This window comes from Francisella sp. AG1 (assembly GCF_057683165.1).
In genome coordinates this window covers 1,773,786-1,800,335 of record NZ_CM173135.1, presented here as the reverse complement: position 1 = coordinate 1,800,335, position 26,550 = coordinate 1,773,786, and the positions used below count along the sequence as shown (strand labels likewise).

The window sequence follows — 26,550 nt, the reverse complement described above, 5'->3', positions numbered from 1 at the left end:
AGTATAGAAGTATTGTGTGAATTTATTTTTTTAGAAAATAACAGCTATATGGTAAAAAGATTATTAGTCCTATGAGTGGCAGTAAAACAAATGCAAAAGCTAAAGTAAACTCACTACCAAAATTAATCTGACTCATGATGGCTGTCGTTATAGAGGCTATGCCCATTTGCATAAACCCCATAATTGATGAAGCTGCACCTGCTGTGGTTGTGAAGTTTTCAAGTGCGATAGGAGTAAGTAATGGCACACTAAATGAAACGCCAATGAAAGTCAGAGATAGTACACCGGTTAATGCTAAAGATAATTCTGTGCCTGTAAGGTTCTTAAATGTATATATACAGAGAATGCCGGAAATTAATGTGCAAGCCATCCCAAAGTTAATTAAGTGTTTGTATGCAACAACACGACTTAATTTTGAACATATCAGAGAACCAGTGACAACTGCTGAAACCATTATTATTAATAGATATAAAAAGTTTGCCTTTTCTAATTTTAGTATATTTACAAATATATCAGGAGCAGTAACTAAACAAGCATATATTACACTAATATTTATGCCTAAGATGAATGTGGCAAAGAAAAACTGATGATCTTTAAAAAGTAAGAAATAGTTTTTGAATAATGACTTTAAGGTTAGGGCATCAAGATTTTTTTCCCTAATAGTTTCTGGAAAAAAAATAATTACATTGAGAAATAGTAGAGTTGCTGCAATCAACAGTATCCAAAAGATTAGCGAAGGGCTAAGAAAAACTCCAAGCACAGCTCCAAAAGCTGGAGCTAGAGCAAAAGCTATATTCATAATAGCAAAAATAGCTCCTTGTTCATTAACTCTGAAGGCATCTTTAACAGCAACAGTTGCAATAACTCCTCCAGATGCTGCCCCAAACCCTTGTAATAGACGAGCATATATAAGAGAGTCGATATTTTTACTAAGTAAGCATATTATTGAACTTATAATAAAAAAAAGAGAACCCATTAGCATAATTGGTTTACGCCCGAATCTATCGGAAAATGGGCCGTATAATATTTGGCTAATAGAATAGCCAAGGAGATAAGAGGTGATTGTTAATTGTACATGATGATAGTCGGTAGCTAATATTTTTTTAAGTTCAGGTAGAGCCGGAGCGTATATTGTGTCTCCAAAAGGTCCTAAAGAAACCATTAGGATTAATATAAATATGGATGGTCTTATACCTTTATACATCAGCTAGGTTTACCTTTACTAAAATCCCCAATTACCAAATCAACATTTTTGTTCTTATTCGCAACTTTTGGTTTATCTGTAGACAGCACAGAGGTAGTTGCTATTTTTTTAGACTTACCTTGATTTAAGGGGTAAATATGATCCACATTTTTACCTTGATCAACTTTATAGTCACTTAGTATACTATCATATATGACTTTATTACTATAAGCATCAATTAAATAAGTAGTTCCATTTTCAGCTTCAATAATAATTCCTTTTTCAGTTGGTAGTAGTTGTCCTGAAATTCCATAATCAAAGATTTTACTTTTAGGAGTAAGTTTATATCTTCCTAGATATTTACCACTAAGAGAATTGAAGAAATGTAAATAACCTTGATAGTCAGCAACAATTATTAAGCCTTTATAGTATATAGGACTAGTTATTTTGCGCCATTTTAAAATATCTTGTGACCAAACAGTTTCTCCGTTATGTATGTCATAAGCTTTTAGTTGGCTATCAGCTTGAGTAGTAAAGATAATGCCGTTATTAATACTCATGTTTTTTATAATAGAGGCTTTTTTTGCCCAAAGCATTTTACCTGAATCTTTATCTAATGCAACGATAGCTCCTTGATATGCTGCAAAAATAAGATAGTTGTTATAAAGCATAGGGTTTGATGTAATATCTACCATTTTATCAGCTGGTGATGATCCGTGGGATATGGCAATGGGAATATTAATGGTTCGATCACCGTTTTCAATAGTGAATCCTAGCACTGTGCCAAAAGCAGTTCCTACCATTACGGTATCATTTAGAATTATTGGAGAAGAGTTTCCTGGGAGTGTTATTTCTGGAATAGTGTTTGAGACACTCCATTTCTTTGACCCATTTCGAGCATCAAATGCAGAAACAGAACCATTATGGGTATAGGTATATATTTGGTTACTGTATATTGTTGGTTTGGAGAAAATACTGCTAGGAGCATCAGTTCTCCATAGGGTTTGACCATCTTTTTCATCTATGGCTGTTAGCACTCCTTTAATAGAACCTAAAATAACTGCATTAGCGATAGTATTTGGCTCGGAGGATAAGTTTGTTCCAGTATTATTTTTCCAAATAACACTACCATTTGTAATAGCTAACCCATATACAAAACCATTCTGGTTTGGAACAAATACCGTATCATTTGAGTATGCTGGGGCTAGGTTATAGTTTTCTAATCCACCATTTCCATTACCAGTTTCTTTTTTCCATATTGTTTTTACATGAATTTGTTTTGGAGGCTTGAGATTTAGTGGGGTTGGAGGTGGAATGTTACTTTTAGAGCAGCTAGTAATTAGTACCAATAATAGTAGAGATGCTATAATAAAATATAATTTTTTCATAATAATTAGTTAGAATTGTTAATGAACTGAGTTATTATTTGTTTGAATTCTTGAGAACCATTGGGATTTTGTATGGCTTTTTGCCAGACTTGAACAGCTTTAGTTTTATCGCCTTCGTCATTGTAGGCTTGACCTAAGAGTACTAGCGGGTATGAACTATCTTCTAATGAGCTAATACTTAATAATATTGTTATAGCCTGTTTAGGTTGCTTGGATACTATATAAAGTCTTGCTATTCTGACCTTAGTTATATTTGTTAAATTATCTTTGGGGTTTTTATCTACACTTTGTTGTAAGATATCTATAGCTTTGGGTATATTGGCTATATTTATATTGAAGCTTGTTGTATCTAGCTTAGTTGGGGTTATGTACAGATCAGCTAATTGCCAGCTTGCAAAAATTCCAAAGCTAGTGTCTGGATAATTATTAATGACTAGTTGATATTGATCAACTTTACTCTCTAGAGAGGATTTAGTATTTTCTCCTGTTATTAATGCTTTTTGATAAGCAGAAGAGGCTGCAAGCATTTTATTATCATTATTTGAGCTATAGAGTTGAAATACTGCTACACACACTATTGTTGCTATTAGTATTGCTGCAATTGTATATAGAATTAGACTTTGTTTTTTAGATAAGTTCTTAATATTCATTTGTAAATAATTCGTTACTAATAAACTTACAACATCTTATCATAAAAGAACTTATGATGTTAGGCTGTTATGGATATTAGAATTCACTATAAGAAAAATATAAAAATTATGCGCTAGAATAATATTAGAATTTAATGCCAATGTATTTTGTGCTAAAATAAATAACGTTTTTCTGAATTTAATTATTTACTTATTATTTTATTTTAAAATTATGGCTTTAATTTCTCTAGCAATTGACTATAAAAAATCCCCCATAGAGGTGCGCAGTGAGTTTGCTTTATCAGGGCTAGATGTGCCTATGCTATACAGGTCTGTGTTGGCAATAGATAATGTTGAACATGCTGTGATATTATCAACTTGCAACCGTACAGAGGTGTATTTGGAAATATCTGAATTACAAGTTGTTGATGATATTTTGGAATGGTGGCAGAGCTATGTTAGGAACCCTAAATATAAAATAAAAGATTACTTTAAGCTAAGGCAGGGGACAGAGGTGATTATGCACCTAATGAAGCTAGCTTGTGGCTTGGAATCCATGGTTTTGGGTGAACCACAAATATTGGGTCAAGTTAAAGAATCATACACACTTAGTAAAAAAAATCATGCTTTAGGTAAAGAGTTAGATAGACTTTTTCAAAAAGTTTTTGCGACAGCAAAGCAAGTTCGTAGTGAAACTAGGATAGGACATTGTCCAGTATCTGTGGCATTTTCAGCAATTTCATTAGCTAAAAAACAGCTTGATAATATTACAACTAAAAATGTACTTATTTTAGGGGCTGGACAAACTGGGGAATTATTGTTTAGACATGTGACTGCACTTGCACCAAAGAGAATTATGTTAGCAAATAGGACTATTGAAAAAGCAGAAAGAATTACATCAGCTTTTAACAATGCTAGTTCTCATTGCATTACAGATTTACCAGAATTAATTAAAAGTTCAGATATTATAATTGCAGCATTAGATGTCAAAGAGTATATTGTTACTGTGAACGATATTGATCTTAAATCTAGAATTTTTATCGATATATCTATACCTCAAGCTTTAGATCCAAAATTAGGTGAAATTGGGCAAAATATTTATTATTGTGTTGATGATATTAATGCTGTGATAGCGGATAATAAAGATAAGAGAAAGTATGAAAGTTCAAGAGCACAAAAAATTATTGTAAAATCTTTAGAAGAATATTTGGCGAAAGAAAAGGCGATTATATCAAATACAGCAATTAAAGAACTCTTTGATAAAGCTGATGGTCTTGTGGATTTGTCATTGGAAAAAAGTTTATCTAAAATTAGAAATGGCAAAGATGCTGAAGAAATAATGAAAAGATTTGCCTATGAAATTAAAAAGAAGGTTCTTCATTATCCTGTTGTAGGAATGAAAGAGGCTTCTAAGCAGGGCAGAAGTGACTGCCTTATATGTATGAAACGGATGTTTGGTTTAAATGTGGAAAAATAAATGAAAGATTCTATTAAAGCAAAATTGCAAAGTTTGATAGAAAGGCACGAAGAAGTAAGTGCCTTATTAAGTGATGCTGATGTTATTTCTAATCAAAATAAGTTTAGAGATTTATCAAAAGAATACTCTCATCTTGAGCCCATAGTCAAAGCTTTTAAAGATTATTCTCAAGCATTAGAGGATAAAGAGACAGCTTTACAAATGTTGGGGGAGAAGGATGCTGATTTGATAGAAATGGCAAAGGAAGAATTGAAATTATCTGAGGAAAGTATTCAAGAGCTTGAAGGGCAGCTACAAATACTTTTACTACCACGTGATCCTAATGATGATGCCAATGTTTTTTTGGAAGTTAGAGCTGGAACCGGTGGGGATGAGGCTTCTATATTTTCTGGAGATCTTTTTAAAATGTATTCTAAATATGCAGAGCAAAGAGGATGGAAGGTAGAGGTTGTATCTGCGAGTGAAGGAGAGCATGGTGGTTATAAGGAAATTATTTCAAAAATTAATGGTGAAGGTGCCTATTCACAATTGAAATTTGAATCTGGAGCCCATAGGGTGCAACGTGTACCTGCAACAGAGTCTCAAGGTAGAATACATACCTCAGCATGTACGATAGCTGTAATGCCAGAGGTTGATGAGGTTGAGGGTATAGAGATAAATGCAGCAGATCTTAAAGTTGATACATTTAGGGCATCTGGGGCTGGTGGTCAACACGTTAATAAAACAGATTCGGCTATTCGTCTGACACATATTCCTACGGGTGTTGTGGTTGAGTGTCAAGATCAAAGATCGCAACATAAAAATCGTGCCGCAGCAATGTCTATGCTTAAATCAAGGCTACTTCAGGCAGAGATTGATAAGCAACAAAAAGAGCAATCCGATGCACGCCGAAGTTTGGTGGGAAGTGGTGATAGGTCGGAGAGGATTAGGACATATAATTATCCACAAGGTAGAGTTACAGATCATCGTATTAATTTGACACTCTATAAACTTGATGAAATTATGGAAGGAAATTTAGACAGTATAATTCAACCATTAATTTTAGAACATCAAGCTGATCTTTTAGCAACTATGTCAGATGACTAATGATATTACTATTTCTCAATTATTAGCTAATAGTCTAGTTAAATTTAATTCACAAGAACGTATATTTATCAGGCAAGATTTGCAGATGATTGTTTGTAAAGTTTTAAATGTTGATAAGACTTATTTGTACTTAAACTCTGATACGACTTTAGAAATCAGTCAGTTTCAAGAAATAAACTCTATGATACTACGTCTTTTAAAAGGTGAACCTTTGGCTTATATCTTAGGCTATAAATATTTTTGGAAGCAAAAATTATATGTAACTATAGATACTTTAATACCACGTGCTGATACTGAGACTTTAATAGAGGAGATTTTGCGTAAAGTTGAAAATAAAAAAACGACACGTTTAGAGATACTTGATTTAGGGACTGGTACAGGCGCTATAGCTTTAGCATTAGCAGGTGAATTGCCTAATAGTGATGTGCTAGCAATAGATTTTTCAGAGAAAGCCTTAGAGATTGCCAAAAAAAATGCTAAAGAAAACAATATAGGTAATGTAGATTTTGTGCAGAGTAGTTGGTATGAGAATCTAAGTAATAGAAAGTTTGATATTATAGTTTCAAACCCTCCATATATTGATCTATCTGATACACATATAGATGATGAGGTTAAAAAATATGAGCCAGTTAAAGCCCTGTTTGCTGAAGATAATGGTTTGGCAGATATTAAGTTGATAATTTCACAAGCCGCAACTTTTTTAAAAAAAGGAGGTTTAATTTATATTGAACATGGATTTGCTCAGGCACAACAAGTTAGAGATATTTTTAAAACATATGGCTTTGAGAAGATTATTACTATTAAAGATTTAAACGATAGAGATAGATGTACTTTAGCAAGAGTTACTTTTTAGTATTTTTAGCTATTTCTTTTAGATTTTCATTAATTTTGAAAAGTACTATAAGTATTTCACAACAAACTTTTGTAAAGATACTTCCTAAAACTATTCCTATAATGCCCGCTATAAAGTGCCCTGAAATAATAGATACCAGACTACTAAAGCATATAGAAATAATGCCAATCCAAAAAATAAACACAATTATATTGGGTGTAAGAAAATCATTAAAGCTTATAAATTTTTTAAAAAAATTTATAATATAGTTCTCATTAGGTTGTTTATGTGTTTTATCCATATTAATCTTCAACCAAGTTTTTCTCATTGGCTGTTTTTTTGCAAAAAGCCACATAACGTTTGTCAGTTATAGTTAATCTGATAATATTGTGCTAAAGACGTGAGTAATAGCATCAGATAAATTATCAAAAGAATTATTTACTTTTCTTAAAATTCTTTTAAAATTGGCCCAAATTTTTTCTATAGGATTTAAATCAGGAGAATAAGCAGGAAGGTATAGTATCTGTATATCAAACTTCTCTGCTATTTTAGCCAATTTAGGAGACTTATGAAAACTAGCATTATCCATAACAACAGTAGTCTTTGGAATTAACTCAGGACATAAATGCTCTTCAAACCACTGATTAAAAATTTGAGTATCTGTATATCCAGTATACTCTAGCGGTGCTATAATCTTCTTTTCTAAATAGTTATAACCAGCAACTATACTTTTTCTCTGAGTTTGATAAGCAATAACTTCACCATAGCTAGGTTTACCAACAAGAGACCATCCTCTTAGTACAGACTGTTTATTATCCATACCCATTTCATCTAAATATACAAGTTTGTTAGGTTCAATAGTCTCAACAACCTCTATAAAACTTTGCCTATCTTGTTCTTTTCTTTGCTTATATTTAGGTGTCTTTTTTTAAAACTAAAACCAAGTCTGGTAAGACAATCATAAAATGTGCTTCTAGGTATTTCAGGAGCTAATGCTTCTCTAATATCTAAAGCCATTGCATCTGGATATGTTCTTAAGTAGCTTTCTATCGCTTCCTTATCTGTAAAGGTTGCTACTCTACCGCAACCCAAGCCTTGCTTAGATTTATAATCACCAGTTGTCTCGTATAAGTTTATCCAAGATCTAGTAGTACGGATATCTATATTAAAAAAATTACTTAGCTCTTTGTCTGTTAGGCCTTCTTTATATTTAGTTATTACGATATCTCTGAAATCTTGGCTATATGATGACATTTTTTCTAAATATTATAACATTATTGTCAAATAACTATCGGATTAACTATATTATTAAGTAGAATATAGCACCAATAACACCTTCAAGAATTGTCTGATTTATTGGTGAAACAATACAAACAAAAATTATGAAAGGTAATGCTAGGGCTAAAAGGTTTTTGATTCCAACTCTTTTATACTCAAATACGCTAAAAATTGCCATCAAAACTACAAGGATTATACTTAGGTGAATATTTGTGACCACTTCTACAGTATTTAGTAACATCGTTAATAGTACAAAAACAATCATGCCGAAAATACGTGTTTTAGGAGCAATGGCACCCATACTAACTGGTGCAGCCATGTAACCAATGATATTGAATCCGGTTACGATAAGCATTAATGCTGTCCAGCTATCTGAAAATATTAAAAATACGGCACAAATTAAAAAGTTTGCAATAAGGGCACGGCGAGAAATATTTACTTTTTGATTTAGTTTAGCAAAGTAGCGTGGCATTTGACCTTCCGCTGACATAGCGTATAACATTCTAGAAGAAGCTCCAAGATAACTATATCCTGTTGCTGAAGGGCTAACGATACTATCAATAATTAATAATACAGCGATGTATCCAAGACCAATTAAACTTGCTACTTGTAGTAATGGAGATTCAAAATCTAAACCACTCCATCCACCTTTTGAAACTAGATAATCATGAGGCACTGCTTGCATAAAGGCATATTGTAATCCCATATAAAGAATTAAGACGAAGCTTAATGACATTATGATAGCTAGAGGGACATTACGAGATGGATTTTTAATTTCACTGCTATATGCGACTACTATTTGGAAGCCGTTAAATGTGTATACTAAACCTCCAGCAACAATAGCAGTTAAGGCATTAGAAATGGAGAAATTATTGTTGGGAATATCTGTGGCAAGTAAACTATGGTGGTTTTCTGAATGTGTAAAAGCATATGCTAAAAAGATAATTACAATAATAGCTGGTACAAACATTTTAAATATAGTTATACCATTATTTACGCTAGTTAAGAGTTTAACACCATAAAAATTGATTATTAAGTATATTACTAGTATAAATAGCGATAGAGCCACACCATAATGTGTCATTACTCCATTACGCATAAGTCCATGAAAGCTCTCTAATCCGGCAAGATACTGTGTTGTAACTTGTGCCTCTGTAGATATCATTACAACAATACCAAACCAGTTAGCAAAGGCGAATGGCATTGCAAATACACTGTTATGTGAAAGTGCGCTTGATCTGGTCGTTGCCCCTCTTACTGGAAATACAGAAACTACTTTAGCTAAACATAGTCCTACCATCATAATCATTATGGCAGCTAAAATCCATGCTAAAAATGCCCAGTTACCAGCAGCTTTTGCAGTAAGTTGGGCGCTAAATAGCCAACCAGAGCCAACCATTGATGTTACTCCGATAAGAATAGCACTAAATAAAGACATCTTTTTAGATGTATTAATTTGCATAAATTTTCCTAGGTTAAAAAAGTGATATAGTTAATCCGATAGTTATTTGACAATAATGTTATAATATTTAGAAAAAATGTCATCATATAGCCAAGATTTCAGAGATATCGTAATAACTAAATATAAAGAAGGCCTAACAGACAAAGAGCTAAGTAATTTTTTTAATATAGATATCCGTACTACTAGATCTTGGATAAACTTATACGAGACAACTGGTGATTATAAATCTAAGCAAGGCTTGGGTTGCGGTAGAGTAGCAACCTTTACAGATAAGGAAGCGATAGAAAGCTACTTAAGAACATATCCAGATGCAATGGCTTTAGATATTAGAGAAGCATTAGCTCCTGAAATACCTAGAAGCACATTTTATGATTGTCTTACCAGACTTGGTTTTAGTTTTAAAAAAAGACACCTAAATATAAGCAAAGAAAAGAACAAGATAGGCAAAGTTTTATAGAGGTTGTTGAGACTATTGAACCTAACAAACTTGTATATTTAGATGAAATGGGTATGGATAATAAACAGTCTGTACTAAGAGGATGGTCTCTTGTTGGTAAACCTAGCTATGGTGAAGTTATTGCTTATCAAACTCAGAGAAAAAGTATAGTTGCTGGTTATAACTATTTAGAAAAGAAGATTATAGCACCGCTAGAGTATACTGGATATACAGATACTCAAATTTTTAATCAGTGGTTTGAAGAGCATTTATGTCCTGAGTTAATTCCAAAGACTACTGTTGTTATGGATAATGCTAGTTTTCATAAGTCTCCTAAATTGGCTAAAATAGCAGAGAAGTTTGATATACAGATACTATACCTTCCTGCTTATTCTCCTGATTTAAATCCTATAGAAAAAATTTGGGCCAATTTTAAAAGAATTTTAAGAAAAGTAAATAATTCTTTTGATAATTTATCTGATGCTATTACTCACGTCTTTAGCACAATATTATCAGATTAACTATATAATTAGAATATATACTTATGCTGAGGTGATTATCAATAGAATTTTCACTAAAAAAGAAAAAATTAGTTTCAATACGGCGAAATTGATTTTGATTTTGATGTTTTTATCACAGGTTTAATTTTATTATATGTTTTTTATATTGAATAAAATAATAAATTTAAAGGAGAGAAGATCAAGGCCTCTTTGAATGGGTTACTAGTATTTTTCAAAAATTTCTTTACCATTTTTAAATGAATTTTATTGACTGTTTCTAAGGGTTTAAGTTTCTTATTAACTGTTTGTGTTTTATATAATTTTAACCATTGAGATGTTATTTTTTTTAAATCTTCATTAGATATATTGGGAGTTATCTTGCTATCAAAAGAAATTTGGTTATAAAAATGCTTTGGCATACAAAAAATATGTCTAATTATTTCATTATTAGCATTAATTTGTTGTATTTCATTTTCATCAAGGTTAGATGAGCCATTTAGATAGATGGCTTTGAGCATCTCTATGCCTAAAAAACTTTGAGAAATATGCTCTGCGAAATTTCTTTCAGTAGAACTACTATTATCTATAGAGATACTTATATCGTCGATGAGTTTTTGATAGAGAATTTCTGTATCAAATATTTCAGATAATTTTTTAAGCTGGGGCGATGAAACTACTTTATTATTTTTTAAATTATTTATTTCTTTAAGCCACCAATTCATTTTTTCATTAGCTACTTCTATATTATTATATAGTTCAGTGCATGATATTATTTTCGATTTTAGTTGATCTAATAGGTAAAGATTTTCTTTTTGTTTATCATTTAGTTTTCGGTAAGCATAATACATGACTGACCCATATGGAGGTATTTTTTCACTAGGGTAATTAAAATAATTATACTGCATATTTATACCTTTTTGAATGCAATAATATAGTTAACATCAGCTCCCTTACCTAGCTTAAAGCTACCAGAAATTGGGTTGTAATGTACACCAATTATTTCTAGAGCAGAGAAACCATATTTTTCAGCTACTTTTATAAGTTCATAGGGTTTGATAAATTTGCTATATTGATGAGTCCCTTGAGGAACCATTTTTAATATATGTTCAGCTGCAACTATTGAGAGTAAGTATGATTTGAGGTTTCTATTTAGTGTTGATGCAAAGAAAACGCCTCCTTTTTTGATAAGCTTAGATATGCAAGCTATTATGCTTTCAGGGTTGGGAACATGTTCTAACATTTCCATACAAGTAATAATATCAAATTGATTATCATTATTTATAGCAAAGTTTTCGATAGTTGTATTTACGTAGTTAATATTTAATTTGTTTTTAAGGGCATGATTTTTAGCAATATTAATTGCTTCTAGAGAAGCATCTAAACCAGATACTTTATTATTTTGAGTTACTAGAGATTCAGTGAGGATACCACCACCACATCCAATATCAATAATTTTTTTATTGTTTAAAGATGTGAATTTTTTAATAAATTCAAGACGTAAAGGATTGACTTGGTGTAGGGTTTTAAGTTCGCCATCTTGGTCCCACCAATTATTAGCAAGGCGAGAAAATTTGTTAACTTCATTATTATCTATATTATCCATTATATTGGAGCAGTTTAAAATACTATTATTCTAAATAATATCAAAGATACTCAGGTAAGAAAATTTTTATTAGAGTTTTATAGACTAATTTACTATAATTAAACAGAGTGCTTTGTTAATTTAAATATAAAGAGAAAATTTTGATGAAATTAAATACTAAGGCCGTTTTATTATTATCAGTTATTGGTGGGTCTTTGAGTGGTTGCTCAAGTTGGAAAACTACTACTGATAATCGTGATCCTTTTGAAAACTATAATAGAAAAATGCATGCTTTTAATGATAAAGCGTATGATACTTTAACGCCAGCAGCTAAAGCTTATGACAATACTGTCCCTGAAACTGTTAAAAGTGGTATTTTTAATATTTTTCAGAACCTTGCAGAACCAGCTAGAGTTGTTAATGACATGTTTCAAGGTGAATGGGACTATGCTGGAGATGATGGGGTTAGATTTTTGACTAATACAACTCTTGGTGTAGTTGGATATTTTGATGTTGCAGATAATTGGTTTGATAAACCAATGCGGTATCATCAAAGTTTTGCTGTTACCTTACATAAATGGGGAGCTTATGATGAGAATGAAGCTTCACCGTATGTTGTTTGGCCTCTTTTAGGTCCTGGAACATTGGAAGATGTTACTACAGGTGTCGATGCTTTGTTTAATCCATTAACATATGTTTTCTTCTTTACTCCAATAGGTACTGCAGCTTCATATGCTATAAGCTGGGGCACTTATGGTGCTTATCAGATTAATCAAGGTGTATCATATTTGCCGTCATATTCTAATCTGAAAGAAGTATCAATTGATCCATATATAGCGATGCGCAATGCATATCTACAAAATTATGATTATGGTATGGCTAAGATACTTAAGCAAGAATTACGTAAAGATGCTGCAACTATCCAATCAGATCAAGCAGTTTTGGGAGTGCTTGGTTTGGATAGTGAGAATGCTGAATCACAAGTTGCTGCTTCAGGTACTACTGAAAGTAAATCATTAGAAGCGCCTGTTCTTTTCAAAAGTAAGCTTAATACTATCAATAAAGCCTCACAAGTTGAAGAGGCTTTTGATCAAAGCTATTCAGATGATAGTACTGCTATTGATTTGGCTAATGCTGATAAAGATGATACTACAGAGAGTGAGGCTAACAAATTAGATACTCAGATAATAGATGCTCAAGCAGATCTTCCTGGTGATGCTGATTCTCCAGCAACAGCAATTCAAACTCTGAAAGAGCAAGAATAAAAAATATTACTTAGAATTTATAAGTATCAATAAGTAATGTGAATTAGGTTATTTTAGATAAATTGTTATTTGACTTCATTTGTTGCTATAGTCTTCATTGATAAGGCATGCAGCTCGCCAGATAAAATATATTCATTAATTTTAGAGTAGACAAGTTGTTGCCTTTTGACTTTACTTTTTATTTCGTTAAATTCTCCAGCAATGATAGTAGCTGAGAAATGCACATTATCGTCACTTTGAACATCTGCAGAACAGTTTTTAAGTGTTTTTTCTAAAATATTTTTAAGTTGTTCTTTTGTCATATTATTCTATTTCCGTTAGTTAGTATATTGCTCTAAGATTTCTTTTATTCCATGAATTTTTGCTAAAGAAAGAGTTTTGGAATCAATGTTTTTTAGTTTAAGTTCGATATTATTTCTTTTTGAGTGCTTTATATATTCAATTACTAAAGATAAGCCTGAACTATCAAGCTTATTGACTTTAGAAAAGTCAATGCACCATTTGCCAGATAAGATATTTAAGTCCTTAGCAAATTTTTTATATATTATAGAAACAGTTTTGAAAGTTAATTCAGTTTCTATTACCCATATGCTGTTGTGTATTGATATCATTTTAAGTTCTGAAGGTTGTAATCTTTATCTAATAGTTTTGGATAAGTTTTTTCTTTAATTTTAGTTGTTACTTTTTCTGCAGCCTTTGTCATATCTGTTACATTTGAGTATGATTCAAATTGTTGTTGATAGGTTCTTAAAATACTAACTCCAGCGACATCAAAATCGTAAATATACCATTTATCATTTTTTTGAAACATTTTTACTGCAAAATCAGAGCTTTGGTTATTATCGGTATTTGTGATTTTGCCATTAACTATTACAATAGGTTTTTTCTGCCAGCTATTATCTTCTTTGTTAAAAGGAAAAAGTTTAAGCCTATATTTACCGGCATAAGCTACATTTTTAGCATACATGAAAGTAAGCATTTCAGTAGCCGAGCGGATAAATTCTTTTTGTTGTTCAGCAGGGGCTTTATTCCATTTTGGAGTACCCACAATAAGTTGTGCTATTACTTTAGGTGCTACTATTGGAATAATTTCACCATCAACCAAACGAAGTAATTCGTATGGATTTTTTTTATATTCAGCAGCATTTTCGATTAATTTATTTTGAGTTTTAACTATCGTTCTATTAAGCATGTGGACTGGATTTTCAATAGCCCAAGCACTAGAGATAGCTGATATTATTAAGAAAAATAAAATTGTAATTTTGCGTAGCATTATTTATAAGTCTCTTAGTTGGTTTATAGTTTTAAATTCTAATATAAAAATGTTGTATTTGAAAGAAGCAATATTTACTGAATTATTTATTATCAGAACTATTATCTTTACCAGCAACAAAAGTATTGATTAATGATCCAAGATCAATAGCGGATTCAGTATTTTCCAAAGCAATAATACTACCTTGATGGAGGTATAAATTTTGTGGCTTGACGGTTTTGTTACTTAATCCTGCTATGCTCATTATATCCTCTTTTGGAGGGCTAAGAGCAATATAGTTATCACCTAGGATACCCGACATTGCAATTGATGCTGAGTAGTTTACAGGGATCTTTTGGTTGCTGTTAATCGACATATCTACTACCGCCATAAAACCATTATATGTTTTATTTAAGGAAATATTTGTCACTCTACCAATTTCTACACCAGATATTTTTACAGCAGCGTTTGTACGTAAAGATCCAACATTTTTGAATTGTGCTTTGATATTGTATTCTTGGGCATTAAAAGATTTTAGAGAAGTTCCACTAACTTTGAATATTAAAAATATTAAGCATAAAACGCCTATAATTATAAATATACCAACCGAGGTTTCAAAATATTTGTTCCTCACTAAACTCCTCCAAACATGATTGATGTTAAAATAAGATCTGCACCTAAAACACTCATGCAACAATAAACTACAGTTTTTGTTGTGGCTTTGGCTATACCATTTGAGTCTGGAGTGCAGTAGTATCCTTGGTATAGTGCAATCCATGCAGTTACAAAAGCAAATACAATACTTTTGATAATACCATTTGAGATATCTGAGAGCATAACAGAAGATTGTATATTACTCCAGAATTCTCCATAACTAATTCCTAAAGCTGCTTCAGCTAATATAAAGCCAGCCAATATAGCAACGGTACAAAAAATAAGGGCTAAAATAGGACCGCTTATTATACATGCCCAAAACCTAGTTGATAGTATAAAGCTTATTGGATTTACATTCATGACTTTTAGGCTATTAATCTGATCTGTGGCTTTCATTAAGCCTATTTCAGAGGTTATAGAACTACAAGCCCGTCCAGCAAATAGCATTGCTGTTACAACTGGACCAAGTTCTCTAAGCACACCAAGAGCTACCATTACTCCAAGTAATGAATGAGCTCCAAATTTTGCTAAGGTATAGTATCCTTGAAGGCTTAGAACAAGGCCTATGAAAACTCCAGAAGTAACTATTATTACAATTGAATTGACACCGACAGATTTTATTTGGATTATACAGTCTTTTATATTTGGTTTGCTTATGACTATATTGAAAATTAATACTATAGCTTTCAAAAAGCTATAAATTATAGATATGCTTGTTTCGTATGTTCTAATAAATATAATCATTATAAATTAGCCCTTTAAAATTTCTTTTTTGAAAAAAATTATATTATCAGTAGCATTATCATCTAAATTAGCAGTTTCGATATGCTCACCAGCTAAAAATTTTTTGATATTTTTATCTGAACTTTTTTTGATATTATCAGGAGAATCATTGGCAATAATTCTTTTATCACCAACTATGATGATATGATCAGATATACTAAGGGATTCTTGGACATCGTGAGAAACAATTATAGATGTCATATCTAGAGAATTATTTAGTGTGTGGATGAGTTCTAGAAGCTTATTAAAAGATGCTGGGTCTTGTCCAGTAAAAGGCTCATCATACATCATTATATCTGGGTCCATTGCTATTGACCTTGCTAATGCAACTCTTCGAGCCATCCCACCTGAAAGCTCACTAGGCATCATATCAATAGTATGAGATAATCTAACCGCCTGTAGTTTCAAAAGGACAATATTTCTTATCAGGATTTCGTTTAAATCAGTATTTTTTCTTAGAGGGAATGCAATATTATCATATACGCTAAGATGGGTGAATAATGCCCCAGATTGGAAAAGAAAACCCATTTTGCAGCGTAGTTTTTCTAACTCTTTTTCTTTGGTATTTTTACTAATTGAAATTTTATTTATATAAATTTTTCCAGAAGTTGGTTTTATCAGTCCTGCAATCAACTGAAGAATGGTAGTTTTACCTGCGCCGGAAGGCCCAAGAATTGTAGTTATCTTGTTCGCAGGTATTGAGAAAGTAATATTATCATATATGCAGCGAGAATCTCTATAAAAAGAGACGTTTTGAAAGTTAATGTTGCTCATCACTAATATTAGTTAAAAGGTATATTAACTTCTATTGTGGAGTTTTTACTACTATCTTCAACTTTTAAATCTATATCTCTAATATTCTCTTCTGATAGAGCGACATATTTTTTTACAACTTCGATAATTTCATCTTTAAGTTCTGCAAGTAGATGGCTACTAATTCTTGATGATTTTGGATGTAATTCATTTCTTTGGTGAGCAACTATAATTTGTAGCCTTTCTTTTGCTAACGAAGCGCTTTGCTGTTTTCTACCTAATCTAAAAAGTTTAGCTAACATAATTATTATTTACCTATTAATTTTTTAAAGAAACTAGTTTTTTGCTCAGTGTATCTCATTGGTATGTCTTTACCAAGTATTCTATCAACAGCATCATAGTAAGCTTTAGATGCAATAGTATCGCTTAAATGTGTTACAGGATTACCACTGTTAGAGGCTTCTAAGATATCTCTAGACTCAGGGATTATGCCAACAATAGGGGTGTAAAGAATTTCACTGACATCTTCGGCTTTTAGCATAGCTCCAGCTCTTGCTCTGGATGCATCATATCTATTAAGAAGGAGATGCACTTCTTTAAATTCACCTTCTTTTTGGGCTTTGATGGTTTTACTAGAGAGCATGCCTAATATTCTATCAGAATCTCTTACAGATGAAACCTCTGGGTTTGTGACTATAATTGCTGCATCAGCACATCTCATTGCCATTAAAGAACCTTTTTCTATACCAGCAGGAGAGTCGCAAAGTATTATATCAAAGCCACCTTTTAGCTCTTCTATTACTCTATCAACACCTTCTTCAGTAAGAGCATCTTTATCTCTAGTTTGTGAAGCAGGGATAATATATAAATTATCAACTCTTTTATCTTTTATTATAGCTTGGTTGATTGTTGCTTCTTCTTTGACAACATTTACAAGATCGTAAACAACTCTTCTTTCACACCCCATGATAAGGTCTAGATTCCTTAAGCCGACATCAAAATCTATGACAACAGTTTTAAGGCCTCTTTTAGCAAAAGCATACGCAATGGCAGCACTTGAAGTAGTTTTGCCAACTCCACCTTTACCCGATGTAACAACAAATACTTTACCTTGTTTCTTCTCACTCATTTCAACTTAAGCCTCTTATTTAAAATTAAAAAATCAAAAACCCTCTATATGTATCTTATCATCTTGTAAATACACAATATACCCATTAGTGTTTTTATCATCTACAGGTATACTTTCATTGTTTAGGGTTACATACTTACCTGCGATTGAAACTAATTCAGCTCTCAAATCTTTACAAATAATTTTTGCATCTTTGTTACCTGAGCTACCAGCAATTACTCTTCCACCAATCCTACCATAAACTACGATACTACCGTCAGCAATAATTTCAGCACCATTATTAACATTAGCTGTAACAATGACGTCACTATCGCGGGCATTTATGGATTGACCAGTACGAACTGGTGATGTAATAATTTTTGCTGATGTATCTAACTTATAATCATCAGGTTGAGTTTCTTTGATTTTTCCACTTTTAAGAATGTTGTAGCCTGCTTTTGCAAGTTGAGTTTTAAGCTCTTTGTTATTAACAACAAAACCCACAGGAATCATTCCATTATTTTTGAAAGATTCAATAACTTTTTCTAAAAAGTTTAGTGAGCACTTTTCATTTTGATCTATATCACGAATATCTATAGCAAAAGGTGTATTATGAAAAAAAGATTTTGATTGAGAAAGCTTGGAATTTAATAAGCTCTCAATCTGAGAATACTCAGTTACATTGATATTAATGGCACTGATAGTATAGTTACCACCTTTAAAATGAAAAGCTTGTTTCATATTAGTAAGGCCTTAAATTAAGAATGTTGACTATTACTTGATTTTAGCTTCTTTGTACATTACGTGTTTACGAACTACAGGGTCAAACTTTTTGATTTCCATCTTGTTTGGCATTTCTCTTTTGTTTTTAGTAGTAGTATAGAAATGTCCTGTTTTTGCAGAAGAAACTAATCTAATTTTTTCTCTCATTTTATTATTCCTTTTAAAACTTTATTAAATTTTATGACCTTGAGTTCTTAAATCACTTAGAACTGTATCGATGCCTTTTTTATCGATAATTCTCATGCCTTTAGAACTAACTTTTAGTTTTACATACTTATTTTCACTTTCAACCCAAAATCTATGAGTATGAAGATTAGGTAAAAATCTTCTTCTAGTTTTGTTCTGAGCATGAGAAACATTATTGCCTGTAGTAGGTCTTTTACCTGTAACTATACAAACTTTAGACATTTAGAAACCCTCCCTGGGCATTTAATTTATTATTATTTAAATACAATATCTCGATGATTTTATTACTTTTAGCATGAAAAGTAAACTTAAAATTTATATTAAATGTTGTGTTAACTAGTAGTTTTGTATATATAACCTATATTTTTATAAGGTTGGTGTTCCGCCTGCCTGTGATGAATCCAAGATATTTTTATCATAGCTGAAATTATCATCATCTATTAGCTGACTAGATGTTGGATTATTGTCTTTAGATGGAGAGGTTGGGTCATCATCTACTTTTATGGACGATTTTGCTTTTTGTAGTATTTTAGTTCCAGAGTCTGTTTGTTTTTCTTTAGGCATGTATAAAGCACCTGATTGTCCACATGCAGATAATCCAATAATTATACTTGATATAAATAGTAAAGATAATATTTTCTTCATTGTTTAGATATTGTTAATTTTATTAAATTGAATTTATCAATAAAGAACTATTTTAGCAATTGAATTATCTATTTTAAGCTCAAAATGATAAAATTTTAAATAGTCAATTTGTTAGTCTATGTTCTATGAAATTTATTGATTTTGTTGGTGTTGGAGAGGCAACTGTAAAAGCGCTGGCTAAATATGATTTAAACCATCCTACAGACCTGTTGAGAATATTTCCGAAAGAATATAAAGACACTCGTTATGTTACAGCTATAAATAAACTAAAATTAGGCGAAAAATTTTTAATTGAAGGTCGAGTCAGCAATATCTCATTCAGAAAAAATGGTAAGAAATTTTTACGTTTTATAGTGAGTGATAAGTCAGGCTCATGTTCAATAATTTTGTTTAAATTTTACCCTAATCAAATAGTTATGTTGGAAAGAGCTGAGTACGTAAGATGCTATGGCAAAGTAGACTCATTTTTACAACCACAGATGACACATCCGGAATGGGCAGTTGTGAAAAATAATCAGAGTTCTTTAGAACTTGGTTTGTCAGCAATTTATAGACTCAAAAAAATATCAAATAAAATTATTACTCTAATAATATCAAGTCTTTTGCAAGATAAGAAAATAAATAATATTTTGCCAGAAGAATATTTGTCACAGTTTGGGTTGATGAGCTTTATAGACGCTTTGTATTATGTTCATGCTTTGGCAGGCTCTATAGAACATAGATATTTATCAAAAGCAAAAAGATCAATTAAATTTGAAGAGATGTTAGCATATAAGTTAGCAGAAGAGAGTGCTAGGAAAAATATAGTTAAGGCTGTAGCCCACGCTATTGTATTAAGCTTCCAACAAAAAGAGGAGTTTTATGCTAAATTGCCATATCAATTGACAAACTCTCAGCGTCATGCAATTGAGGAGATATTGTTGGATCTTGAAAAAACTAGTGCTATGGTGAGGCTTTTGCAGGGAGATGTTGGAGCTGGTAAAACTATTGTTGCAACTATGGCTTTGTATGCATGTGCTAAATCAGGATATCAGGCGGCAATAATGGCGCCTACAGAAATATTGGCAGAACAACATTATAAATTCTTATCTGATTATTTAGGTGGCTTTGATATAGATGTAATTCCTTTGTTGGGAAAGTTATCAGCTAAGCAAACAAGAGAAAGCTTGAATAAAATTAAAACAAAAGATAGGTGTGTGGTTGTGGGAACACATGCAATTTTTCAAGAAAGAGTAGAATATAATAATCTAGGGTTAGTGATTGTTGATGAGCAGCATAGATTTGGTGTTGAGCAGCGGTTAGCTTTGATAAATAAATCATCTGTGAATGACATCAAACAAGCTCCTCATCAGTTGATAATATCAGCCACTCCAATTCCTAGGACTTTAGCTATGACTTTATATGGGAATCTTAAATTATCTATACTTGATGAACTGCCTCCTAATCGTAAGCCAATTGTTACGACAGTATTAAATAGGGCTAAAAAAGAAGCGTTAATTGTTAAACTTAAGGCTGCAATAAGTAAGGGAGAGCAAATATATTGGGTGTGCCCTTTGGTTGAAGAGTCAGAAAGTATGGATTCTTTGCAAGATGTTAAGAGTTTATATGTTGAACTAAAGAGTTATCTCGGTGAGCATGTCGGACTTGTTTATGGAGCTATGAAATCTAAAGATAAAATTCAGGAGATGGATGCTTTTAAAGCTAAAAAATATAGCCTACTTGTGGCGACTACTGTCATAGAGGTTGGAGTTGATGTTCCAAATGCAAGTATTATTGTAATTGATAATGCTGAGAGGCTTGGAATATCACAGCTTCATCAGTTAAGAGGGCGCGTTGGTAGAGGAGCAAAAAATAGTTATTGCGTACTATTGTATAGTGATAAAATAAGTAATATTGGTAAGAAGCGATTATCTCTTCTTCGAGAGTCTCAGGATGGCTTTTTTTTGGCAGAAAAAGATTTAGAGATTCGTGGAGCAGGAGATGTATTAGGTAAAGAGCAATCAGGTGTGTCAACGTTTAGAACATTTGATATAAATGAATATTATGATAATTATGAAAAAGTTGTTGAATTAGCTAATATTATTGAAAATGAATATCCTAATTTAGTTAAAAAGCTGGTAAAGAAGTGGTTTGATAAAAGGATTAATTACATAGAGGTTTGATAATGTGATTTTAATAAGTATTTTGTCTATAGTTATAGCGCTTTTGCTTACTGTTGTGGTAGCAGTTTTACTTTATAAGCTAAGTTTAAGGAATTCTAGGCTAGGGTTGGCTAAGGATTTACTTATTAATGCATTAGTTATAATTTTTGTGTTTTTTTGTATTAGTAGTTTTGTCTATGTGCTTTTGATAAATATTTTATAATACATATTGTCAAGGAGCTTTAAAGGTATTAATATTCTCAAGCTATGTTTTTTTGAGGAATTTAAGATGTATTTTTGGGTTGTGTTATTCATTATTTTTTTGTCTATTTCATGTTTATTGTACATGTTTTATAAGCTCATTGCTGGGCAAGATAGATACTCTATAAAAGATAGAAATCAGAAGGTTATTCTTGCTTGTGCTGGAATAGTAGCATTTATCTCAGATACTATAGGTGTAGGAAGTTTTGCTATTAATATAGCAATTGCAAAAACCTTTAAAATTGTAAAAGATAAAGAATTGCCTGGTTTTGTAAATGGGGCCCAAGTTGTACCTGGCGCTATAGAAGCAATCTTTTTTCTAGGAGTTTTTGATGTGGATGTGATAACTTTGCTAGTCTTGGTTTTTGGAACCACTCTTGGAGGTTTTGTTGGGGCCATTCTTGCTTCTAAAATCAAAACTTCGACTATCAGAGTAATAATGATCTTTGCTTTTATGTTGGTTATCTTTTTGTTGATTGGTAAATTATTAAATATTTTACCAATAGGTGGTACTTTAATGAAGCTTGAGGGTTTACGGCTTTGGGTTGGCTTTGTTGGGATGTTTGTTGCGGGATTTTTGGTGTCTTTTGGTGTTGGTTTATTTGCTTTGGTTCAGGCAGTATTGTTTTTGCTTGGAATGTCACCTATAGTTGCTTTTCCTATTATGACAACCGCAGGGGCTATACAACAACCTATAACAACGTTTACTTTTCTATTTAACAATACGGTTCCTATTAAAAAGGTTTTGATAGTTGGTTGTTTTGGTGTTGTTGGGGTTTTTATTGGGTTTAATATCGTTACTTTACTTTCTCTAGATCAATTACAGTGGCTTTTAGTTATAGTTATTGGCTATAACATAGCATCACTACTAAAATCTTTTTTTAAAGCTAAAAAACCGGCATTTTAAAAAAGCTAATTTTATTGAGCTAATCTAACTTAAAAAATACTTTATTATTGTTATAATAGCCTTTAGATTTTAATTTTTTTGAATAAAAGGATGTCTCGAGATGGCACTTATAAGGGCCCAAGATTTAATCGATAGTGTGGCAGATGCACTACAGTATATTTCATACTATCATCCCAAAGATTTTGTAGATGCTATGTATAATGCCTATGAGCGTGAAAAATCAAAACCAGCTAAGGATGCAATGGCACAAATTCTTATAAACTCAAGAATGGCAGCTACAGGAAAGCGCCCAATATGCCAAGATACTGGTATGGTTTGTGCATTTGTTAAAGTCGGCATGGATGCTAAGCTTGATAATACTGATAAAACTATTACGGAACTTGTAAATGAAGGGGTGAAGAAAGGCTATGCAGATGAGCATAATCCTTTGAGAGCATCTATGGTGTTTCCACCAAATGGAGCTAGAAAAAATACTAAAGATAATACTCCTGCCATAGTGCATATTGATTTAGTACATGGCGATAAGATTGAGATTGATATTGCTGCAAAAGGTGGTGGCTCAGAATTTAAATCTAAATTTAAAGTATTAAATCCTAGCGATAGTATAGCCGACTGGGTTGAAGAAATGCTGCCTACTATGGGTGCTGGCTGGTGTCCTCCTGGAATTATAGGTATAGGTATAGGTGGGACTGCTGAGAAATCGATGCTTTTAGCTAAAGAATCTTTAGGTGACAAAATTGATATGCAAGATATTATCAAAAATGGCCCACAAACTCCGACAGAAGAATTGAGGTTGGAGATATTTAATCGTGTGAATGCTTTAGGGATTGGTGCGCAAGGCCTTGGCGGTCTAACGACAGTGTTAGATGTGAAAATAAATGAATATCCAACTCATGCTGCTTGTAAGCCTGTAGCATTAATTCCAAATTGTGCAGCTACGCGCCATGTACATTTTGTGTTAGATGGGTCAGGAGCTATTGATTTACCGGCACCAAAACTTGAAGATTGGCCAGTAATTGAGCAAGATCAAAATTCAGATGTTAAAAGAGTAAACCTAGATACTATAACTAAAGATGAGATAGAAGTTTTGCGTTCAGGAGATAATATTTTAATTAGTGGTAAAATTTTGACAGGTCGTGATGCTGCACATAAACGTTTACAAAACATGTATGAGAAAGGACAAAATTTCCCAGTAAATTTGAGGAATAAATTCATATATTATGTAGGTCCCGTTGATCCTGTTGGTGATGAGATTGTCGGTCCTGCTGGTCCAACAACTGCAACCCGTATGGATAAATTTACACCATTTATGTTGGAGAATGTTGGTGTGGCTGGGATGATAGGTAAATCAGAGCGAGGTCAAGCAACAATTGATTCTATCAAGAAGAATAAAGCTGTATACTTAATGGGTGTTGGTGGAGCAGCTTATTTGATTTCAAAGTCAATCAAGCAGGCTAAGGTTGTTGCTTTTGAAGATCTAGGTATGGAAGCAATCTATGAGTTTGAGGTTGAAGATATGCCAGTAACTGTTGCTGTAGATTCTTTAGGTGTTTCTGCTCATCAGCAAGGCCCTAAGCATTGGAAACAAAAAATAGCTGAAATTAAGAAGGTGTAATTATGCAACATGCGGTTTTCTTTTTCATCCAAATTTTCTTTGTGGTTTTGGCGGTGTCAGTCATTGGAATTGTCGTTTTCACTATCATAAAAAATAAAAGACGCGATCGCTTAGACGCTCTTGATAGTATTAAAAAAAATAATAGTGATGAATAATTCTATTTATATCTTCTTTTGGAATTGGCTGTAAAAAAAATTAGTAAAGTCATGGGCAGTTTCTAATTAAATCAATAGGTAATAGTAGATAGTTATGAAGCAAGATAAGATTTTTGAATTTATAAAAAAAGTTCAAGCAGTCTCACATACGGGTGTCGTTTATTCAAAGTGTGAGTATGCACTAGATAATTATCATGAGCTCTTAGAGTTAAGTGCTAAAATGCTACATGAGTATATTAAGTCTGAAGTACAACCATATGATATATATTTAGGCACGCATTATCCAACCCCACAGCCTAGTGTTAGAGTAGTTATTTTTAAAGATAACAAGCTTCTGATGGCTCAAGATGCTGATACTCCTGGAGATTGGACTATCCCAGGTGGTTGGTGTGATGTAGATCTTTCACCAGTTATGACATGTATCAAAGAGGTTAAGGAAGAAACTGGGTATGATATAAAAGTAACTAGGTTATTGGCACTTTTTGATAGAAATAATTATACACAAAGTGAAGTTTATAATGTTTATAGTTTGGTGTTTTTAGCCGAGATAATTGGAGGAAAAAATAATCCTAATTTTGAGGTGGAAGAAGTTGATTTTTTTGAGCTTAATGATATGCCTAAATTATCGCATAAAGTTACTAGAGAAGAGTTGGAAATTATTTTAGATGCATATACGAATGATAAAGTATATTTTGAATAAGGCTATTCGTAAGTTATACGGACAGATAGTATATGCTTTAAAGGTGATATTAAAATGATTGTATTCGGAGTTAAGTTAGTTATTGCTTTTAAGTTCATTCTTAGTTTGTTAGCTATTATAAATCCATTTTCAATAGCGAGTATTTATCTTAATGTAATCGAAAAATCAGATCAAAAAGAAAAAAATGTTGTTGTATGGATAATGATGTCAGCTTTTTTTGTTATTTTGAGTTTAATGGTATGGCTGGGAGATGATATTTTAGAAGCTTTAGGAATTAATCAAGATGCTTTTAGAGCCGGTGGAGGAGTAATAGTTTTATTTTTTGGTCTGAGGGTTTTAGGCGTTATTTCTAAAGCTTCTAGAGATACAAAAATTAAAACGACATCAGTACGCGATTTAGCTATAGTGCCATTAGCAATACCTTTAGTAGCTGGTCCTGGTACGATAGCGACAGTTATTACAGAATCACATAAATATTTTATTGGTTTTGATGCAAAGATTATAGCAACAGTTTGTTTGTTTATTATTACGATAATGTTATGGTTATTTTTTAGATTTTTACCTAAAATATCAGCATTCCTTGGTGAGCATGCAATAGATGTAATTTCAAAAATTATGGGTTTAATGCTTGTTGCAATTTCTGTAGAAATGATTTTTGATGGAATTAAAGGTTTCTTTTTTTAAATAAATAGGAGATAAAAATGATAAAAGTTTTTGGTATAAATAACTGTACGAGCGTACGTAATGCCCTCAAGTTCTTTGAAGATAAAGGTAAGCAGGTGAACTATGTAAACCTAAGAAAAAAAAGGCCAAGTTGGCAAGAAATGAAGCAAATTAAGCAGTTGGGTAATTTTGAAATTATAGATTTATTTAATTCAAACGGTAAGCTTTTTAGTGAAATGGGCTTAAAAAATACGTTTGATAGTTTGTCTGAGCAAGAAGCATTAGAGCTTCTTGTTACGGACGCTCTTCTTTTTAAAAGGCCGCTGGTTGTGGATGGTGATTATGCTAGGACAGGTTGGAATAAAAAGCAATACCAAGAGAAATGGGGATAATTAAATAAATTAATTTTATAGTTTAGCTAGCCGCAGATTTAGCTTCTTCTATCTGGGAATTTAAGCTAGCTGCTTTAGAAAGTTCCTGGTTTGCTTCAGATTGTAGTAACTTAGCTTTATTTTTTTCATATTCTGATTTGGAGCTATCATCTTTAGCTTTTTTACTTAAATTATCAGAGTCTGTACCTGCGGTTTCTGACTGTAGTTGATCAGTTTTTGCTTGTTGTGAGTATGAGCTTTGTTCTTGTTCTAATTGAGCTAAAGTTCTTTCTTTTTTGTTTGGCCCACAAGATGCTAGTAAAATTACACAAGCTATAGTAATCAATGATATCTTTTTCATAAAGCACTCCCTTTATATGTTTTTATCAAATTTTAAGCACTTTTGATAGGTGCTCATTAAAATCTTAGCAGAAGGGTGGGTAATAATCTATGGG

The 26,550-nt window shown here is 32.1% G+C and carries 33 protein-coding genes; 12 read left to right on the top strand and 21 right to left on the bottom strand.

Going from position 1 to position 26,550, the window contains the following annotated elements; genetic code table 11:
• Window positions 1-22: 22 nt before the first annotated feature.
• The 3 genes from ACR0PV_RS09395 to ACR0PV_RS09385 are packed head-to-tail and all read right to left on the bottom strand — an operon-like array spanning window position 23 to window position 3,215.
• On the bottom strand, window positions 23-1,204 hold the full coding sequence (locus ACR0PV_RS09395) for a multidrug effflux MFS transporter (protein WP_488172827.1): 1,182 nt from the start codon (window positions 1,202-1,204) through the stop codon (window positions 23-25).
• Complete coding sequence (bamB, locus tag ACR0PV_RS09390) at window positions 1,204-2,571, bottom strand: outer membrane protein assembly factor BamB (protein ID WP_488172826.1); 1,368 nt, start codon at window positions 2,569-2,571, stop codon at window positions 1,204-1,206. Before bamB ends, ACR0PV_RS09395 begins: the two co-directional genes overlap by 1 nt.
• Window positions 2,572-2,576: 5 nt before the next feature.
• Entirely contained in the window at window positions 2,577-3,215 is a 639-nt protein-coding gene (locus ACR0PV_RS09385; protein ID WP_488173990.1) for a YfgM family protein, read from the bottom strand.
• Between the two features lie 217 nt (window positions 3,216-3,432).
• On the opposite strand from ACR0PV_RS09385, the gene ACR0PV_RS09380 reads away from it, so the two are divergent.
• The 3 genes from ACR0PV_RS09380 to prmC are packed head-to-tail and all read left to right on the top strand — an operon-like array spanning window position 3,433 to window position 6,616.
• The gene (locus ACR0PV_RS09380; protein ID WP_488172825.1) at window positions 3,433-4,677 is read left to right on the top strand and encodes a glutamyl-tRNA reductase; all 1,245 of its coding nucleotides are present in this window, start codon (window positions 3,433-3,435) and stop codon (window positions 4,675-4,677) included.
• On the top strand, window positions 4,678-5,763 hold the full coding sequence (gene prfA, locus ACR0PV_RS09375; RefSeq protein ID WP_488172824.1) for a peptide chain release factor 1: 1,086 nt from the start codon (window positions 4,678-4,680) through the stop codon (window positions 5,761-5,763).
• Window positions 5,756-6,616 (top strand): peptide chain release factor N(5)-glutamine methyltransferase, encoded by an 861-nt coding sequence (gene prmC / locus ACR0PV_RS09370; RefSeq protein ID WP_488172823.1) that lies wholly within the window; start codon window positions 5,756-5,758, stop codon window positions 6,614-6,616. The genes prfA and prmC overlap by 8 nt, the downstream gene beginning before the upstream one ends.
• Here the strand turns inward: prmC and ACR0PV_RS09365 are convergent.
• The 3 genes from ACR0PV_RS09365 to ACR0PV_RS09355 all read right to left on the bottom strand — a co-directional run bounded on the left by ACR0PV_RS09365 (window position 6,606) and on the right by ACR0PV_RS09355 (window position 9,335).
• Window positions 6,606-6,896, bottom strand: coding sequence for a DUF4282 domain-containing protein (locus ACR0PV_RS09365; RefSeq protein WP_488172822.1), 291 nt, complete (start codon window positions 6,894-6,896; stop codon window positions 6,606-6,608). The two genes, prmC and ACR0PV_RS09365, sit on opposite strands and share 11 nt — an antisense overlap.
• Before the next feature lie 72 nt (window positions 6,897-6,968).
• Window positions 6,969-7,849, bottom strand: a protein-coding gene (locus ACR0PV_RS09360; RefSeq protein WP_488172194.1) for an IS630 family transposase whose coding sequence is annotated in 2 segments (ribosomal slippage) — window positions 6,969-7,525 and window positions 7,525-7,849 — 882 coding nt in all. Because the reading frame shifts where the segments join, the coding sequence is not laid out codon by codon here.
• Window positions 7,850-7,895: 46 nt separating this feature from the next.
• A complete protein-coding gene (locus tag ACR0PV_RS09355; protein WP_488172821.1) occupies window positions 7,896-9,335 on the bottom strand; it encodes an APC family permease in 1,440 nt (479 codons plus the stop codon).
• A gap of 76 nt (window positions 9,336-9,411) precedes the next feature.
• Between ACR0PV_RS09355 and ACR0PV_RS09350 the strand changes: the two genes are divergently transcribed.
• Window positions 9,412-10,292 (top strand): IS630 family transposase gene (locus tag ACR0PV_RS09350; protein WP_488172194.1). Its coding sequence is split into 2 segments (ribosomal slippage): window positions 9,412-9,736 and window positions 9,736-10,292, totalling 882 coding nucleotides; the frame shifts between segments, so codons are not numbered across the junction.
• 140 nt (window positions 10,293-10,432) lie between these two features.
• Here the strand turns inward: ACR0PV_RS09350 and ACR0PV_RS09345 are convergent.
• Together ACR0PV_RS09345 and ubiG are read right to left on the bottom strand one after the other, a co-directional pair.
• Window positions 10,433-11,176 carry a hypothetical protein gene (locus ACR0PV_RS09345; protein WP_488172820.1) on the bottom strand — a complete coding sequence of 248 codons (744 nt, stop codon included), beginning with the start codon at window positions 11,174-11,176 and terminating at the stop codon, window positions 10,433-10,435.
• A 2-nt stretch (window positions 11,177-11,178) separates the two neighbouring features.
• Complete coding sequence (gene ubiG / locus ACR0PV_RS09340; RefSeq protein WP_488172819.1) at window positions 11,179-11,874, bottom strand: bifunctional 2-polyprenyl-6-hydroxyphenol methylase/3-demethylubiquinol 3-O-methyltransferase UbiG; 696 nt, start codon at window positions 11,872-11,874, stop codon at window positions 11,179-11,181.
• 143 nt (window positions 11,875-12,017) lie between these two features.
• On the opposite strand from ubiG, the gene ACR0PV_RS09335 reads away from it, so the two are divergent.
• Window positions 12,018-13,118, top strand: coding sequence for an MlaA family lipoprotein (locus ACR0PV_RS09335; protein ID WP_488172818.1), 1,101 nt, complete (start codon window positions 12,018-12,020; stop codon window positions 13,116-13,118).
• A gap of 65 nt (window positions 13,119-13,183) precedes the next feature.
• On the opposite strand, the gene ACR0PV_RS09330 is transcribed toward ACR0PV_RS09335, so the two are convergent.
• The 12 genes from ACR0PV_RS09330 to lptM all read right to left on the bottom strand — a co-directional run bounded on the left by ACR0PV_RS09330 (window position 13,184) and on the right by lptM (window position 19,282).
• On the bottom strand, window positions 13,184-13,420 hold the full coding sequence (locus tag ACR0PV_RS09330) for a BolA family protein (protein WP_488172817.1): 237 nt from the start codon (window positions 13,418-13,420) through the stop codon (window positions 13,184-13,186).
• Between the two features lie 15 nt (window positions 13,421-13,435).
• On the bottom strand, window positions 13,436-13,729 hold the full coding sequence (locus ACR0PV_RS09325; RefSeq protein ID WP_488172816.1) for an STAS domain-containing protein: 294 nt from the start codon (window positions 13,727-13,729) through the stop codon (window positions 13,436-13,438).
• On the bottom strand, window positions 13,726-14,391 hold the full coding sequence (locus ACR0PV_RS09320) for an MlaC/ttg2D family ABC transporter substrate-binding protein (RefSeq protein WP_488172815.1): 666 nt from the start codon (window positions 14,389-14,391) through the stop codon (window positions 13,726-13,728). The genes ACR0PV_RS09325 and ACR0PV_RS09320 overlap by 4 nt, the downstream gene beginning before the upstream one ends.
• Window positions 14,392-14,473: 82 nt before the next feature.
• Complete coding sequence (gene mlaD, locus ACR0PV_RS09315; RefSeq protein ID WP_488172814.1) at window positions 14,474-15,004, bottom strand: outer membrane lipid asymmetry maintenance protein MlaD; 531 nt, start codon at window positions 15,002-15,004, stop codon at window positions 14,474-14,476.
• Entirely contained in the window at window positions 15,004-15,768 is a 765-nt protein-coding gene (locus ACR0PV_RS09310; RefSeq protein ID WP_488172813.1) for an MlaE family lipid ABC transporter permease subunit, read from the bottom strand. Before ACR0PV_RS09310 ends, mlaD begins: the two co-directional genes overlap by 1 nt.
• Window positions 15,769-15,774: 6 nt before the next feature.
• Window positions 15,775-16,581, bottom strand: coding sequence for an ABC transporter ATP-binding protein (locus ACR0PV_RS09305; RefSeq protein WP_488172812.1), 807 nt, complete (start codon window positions 16,579-16,581; stop codon window positions 15,775-15,777).
• 8 nt (window positions 16,582-16,589) lie between these two features.
• Window positions 16,590-16,862, bottom strand: a complete 273-nt coding sequence (gene minE / locus ACR0PV_RS09300; RefSeq protein ID WP_488172811.1) for a cell division topological specificity factor MinE — start codon at window positions 16,860-16,862, stop codon at window positions 16,590-16,592.
• A 5-nt stretch (window positions 16,863-16,867) separates the two neighbouring features.
• Window positions 16,868-17,689, bottom strand: coding sequence for a septum site-determining protein MinD (minD, locus tag ACR0PV_RS09295; RefSeq protein WP_488172810.1), 822 nt, complete (start codon window positions 17,687-17,689; stop codon window positions 16,868-16,870).
• Between the two features lie 33 nt (window positions 17,690-17,722).
• On the bottom strand, window positions 17,723-18,409 hold the full coding sequence (gene minC, locus ACR0PV_RS09290) for a septum site-determining protein MinC (protein WP_488172809.1): 687 nt from the start codon (window positions 18,407-18,409) through the stop codon (window positions 17,723-17,725).
• Between the two features lie 33 nt (window positions 18,410-18,442).
• Entirely contained in the window at window positions 18,443-18,598 is a 156-nt protein-coding gene (gene rpmG, locus ACR0PV_RS09285) for a 50S ribosomal protein L33 (RefSeq protein WP_004286519.1), read from the bottom strand.
• A gap of 24 nt (window positions 18,599-18,622) precedes the next feature.
• Window positions 18,623-18,859, bottom strand: coding sequence for a 50S ribosomal protein L28 (gene rpmB, locus ACR0PV_RS09280; protein WP_488172808.1), 237 nt, complete (start codon window positions 18,857-18,859; stop codon window positions 18,623-18,625).
• A 144-nt stretch (window positions 18,860-19,003) separates the two neighbouring features.
• Entirely contained in the window at window positions 19,004-19,282 is a 279-nt protein-coding gene (gene lptM / locus ACR0PV_RS09275; RefSeq protein ID WP_488172807.1) for an LPS translocon maturation chaperone LptM, read from the bottom strand.
• 125 nt (window positions 19,283-19,407) lie between these two features.
• Between lptM and ACR0PV_RS09270 the strand changes: the two genes are divergently transcribed.
• The 7 genes from ACR0PV_RS09270 to ACR0PV_RS09240 all read left to right on the top strand — a co-directional run bounded on the left by ACR0PV_RS09270 (window position 19,408) and on the right by ACR0PV_RS09240 (window position 26,116).
• Complete coding sequence (locus tag ACR0PV_RS09270; protein WP_488172806.1) at window positions 19,408-21,444, top strand: ATP-dependent DNA helicase RecG; 2,037 nt, start codon at window positions 19,408-19,410, stop codon at window positions 21,442-21,444.
• 268 nt (window positions 21,445-21,712) lie between these two features.
• Entirely contained in the window at window positions 21,713-22,591 is an 879-nt protein-coding gene (locus ACR0PV_RS09265) for a hypothetical protein (protein WP_488172805.1), read from the top strand.
• A 100-nt stretch (window positions 22,592-22,691) separates the two neighbouring features.
• On the top strand, window positions 22,692-24,206 hold the full coding sequence (locus ACR0PV_RS09260; protein WP_488172804.1) for a fumarate hydratase: 1,515 nt from the start codon (window positions 22,692-22,694) through the stop codon (window positions 24,204-24,206).
• A gap of 2 nt (window positions 24,207-24,208) precedes the next feature.
• Entirely contained in the window at window positions 24,209-24,361 is a 153-nt protein-coding gene (locus ACR0PV_RS09255) for a hypothetical protein (protein ID WP_488172803.1), read from the top strand.
• Window positions 24,362-24,455: 94 nt separating this feature from the next.
• Window positions 24,456-25,061: an NUDIX hydrolase N-terminal domain-containing protein gene (locus ACR0PV_RS09250; protein WP_488172802.1), complete on the top strand. Its 606-nt coding sequence runs from the start codon at window positions 24,456-24,458 to the stop codon at window positions 25,059-25,061.
• A 54-nt stretch (window positions 25,062-25,115) separates the two neighbouring features.
• On the top strand, window positions 25,116-25,745 hold the full coding sequence (locus ACR0PV_RS09245) for a MarC family protein (protein ID WP_488172801.1): 630 nt from the start codon (window positions 25,116-25,118) through the stop codon (window positions 25,743-25,745).
• A 17-nt stretch (window positions 25,746-25,762) separates the two neighbouring features.
• Window positions 25,763-26,116 (top strand): arsenate reductase family protein, encoded by a 354-nt coding sequence (locus ACR0PV_RS09240; protein WP_488172800.1) that lies wholly within the window; start codon window positions 25,763-25,765, stop codon window positions 26,114-26,116.
• 22 nt (window positions 26,117-26,138) lie between these two features.
• Here ACR0PV_RS09240 and ACR0PV_RS09235 read toward each other — a convergent pair whose 3' ends face one another.
• Complete coding sequence (locus tag ACR0PV_RS09235; RefSeq protein WP_488172799.1) at window positions 26,139-26,456, bottom strand: hypothetical protein; 318 nt, start codon at window positions 26,454-26,456, stop codon at window positions 26,139-26,141.
• Window positions 26,457-26,550 lie beyond the last annotated feature (94 nt).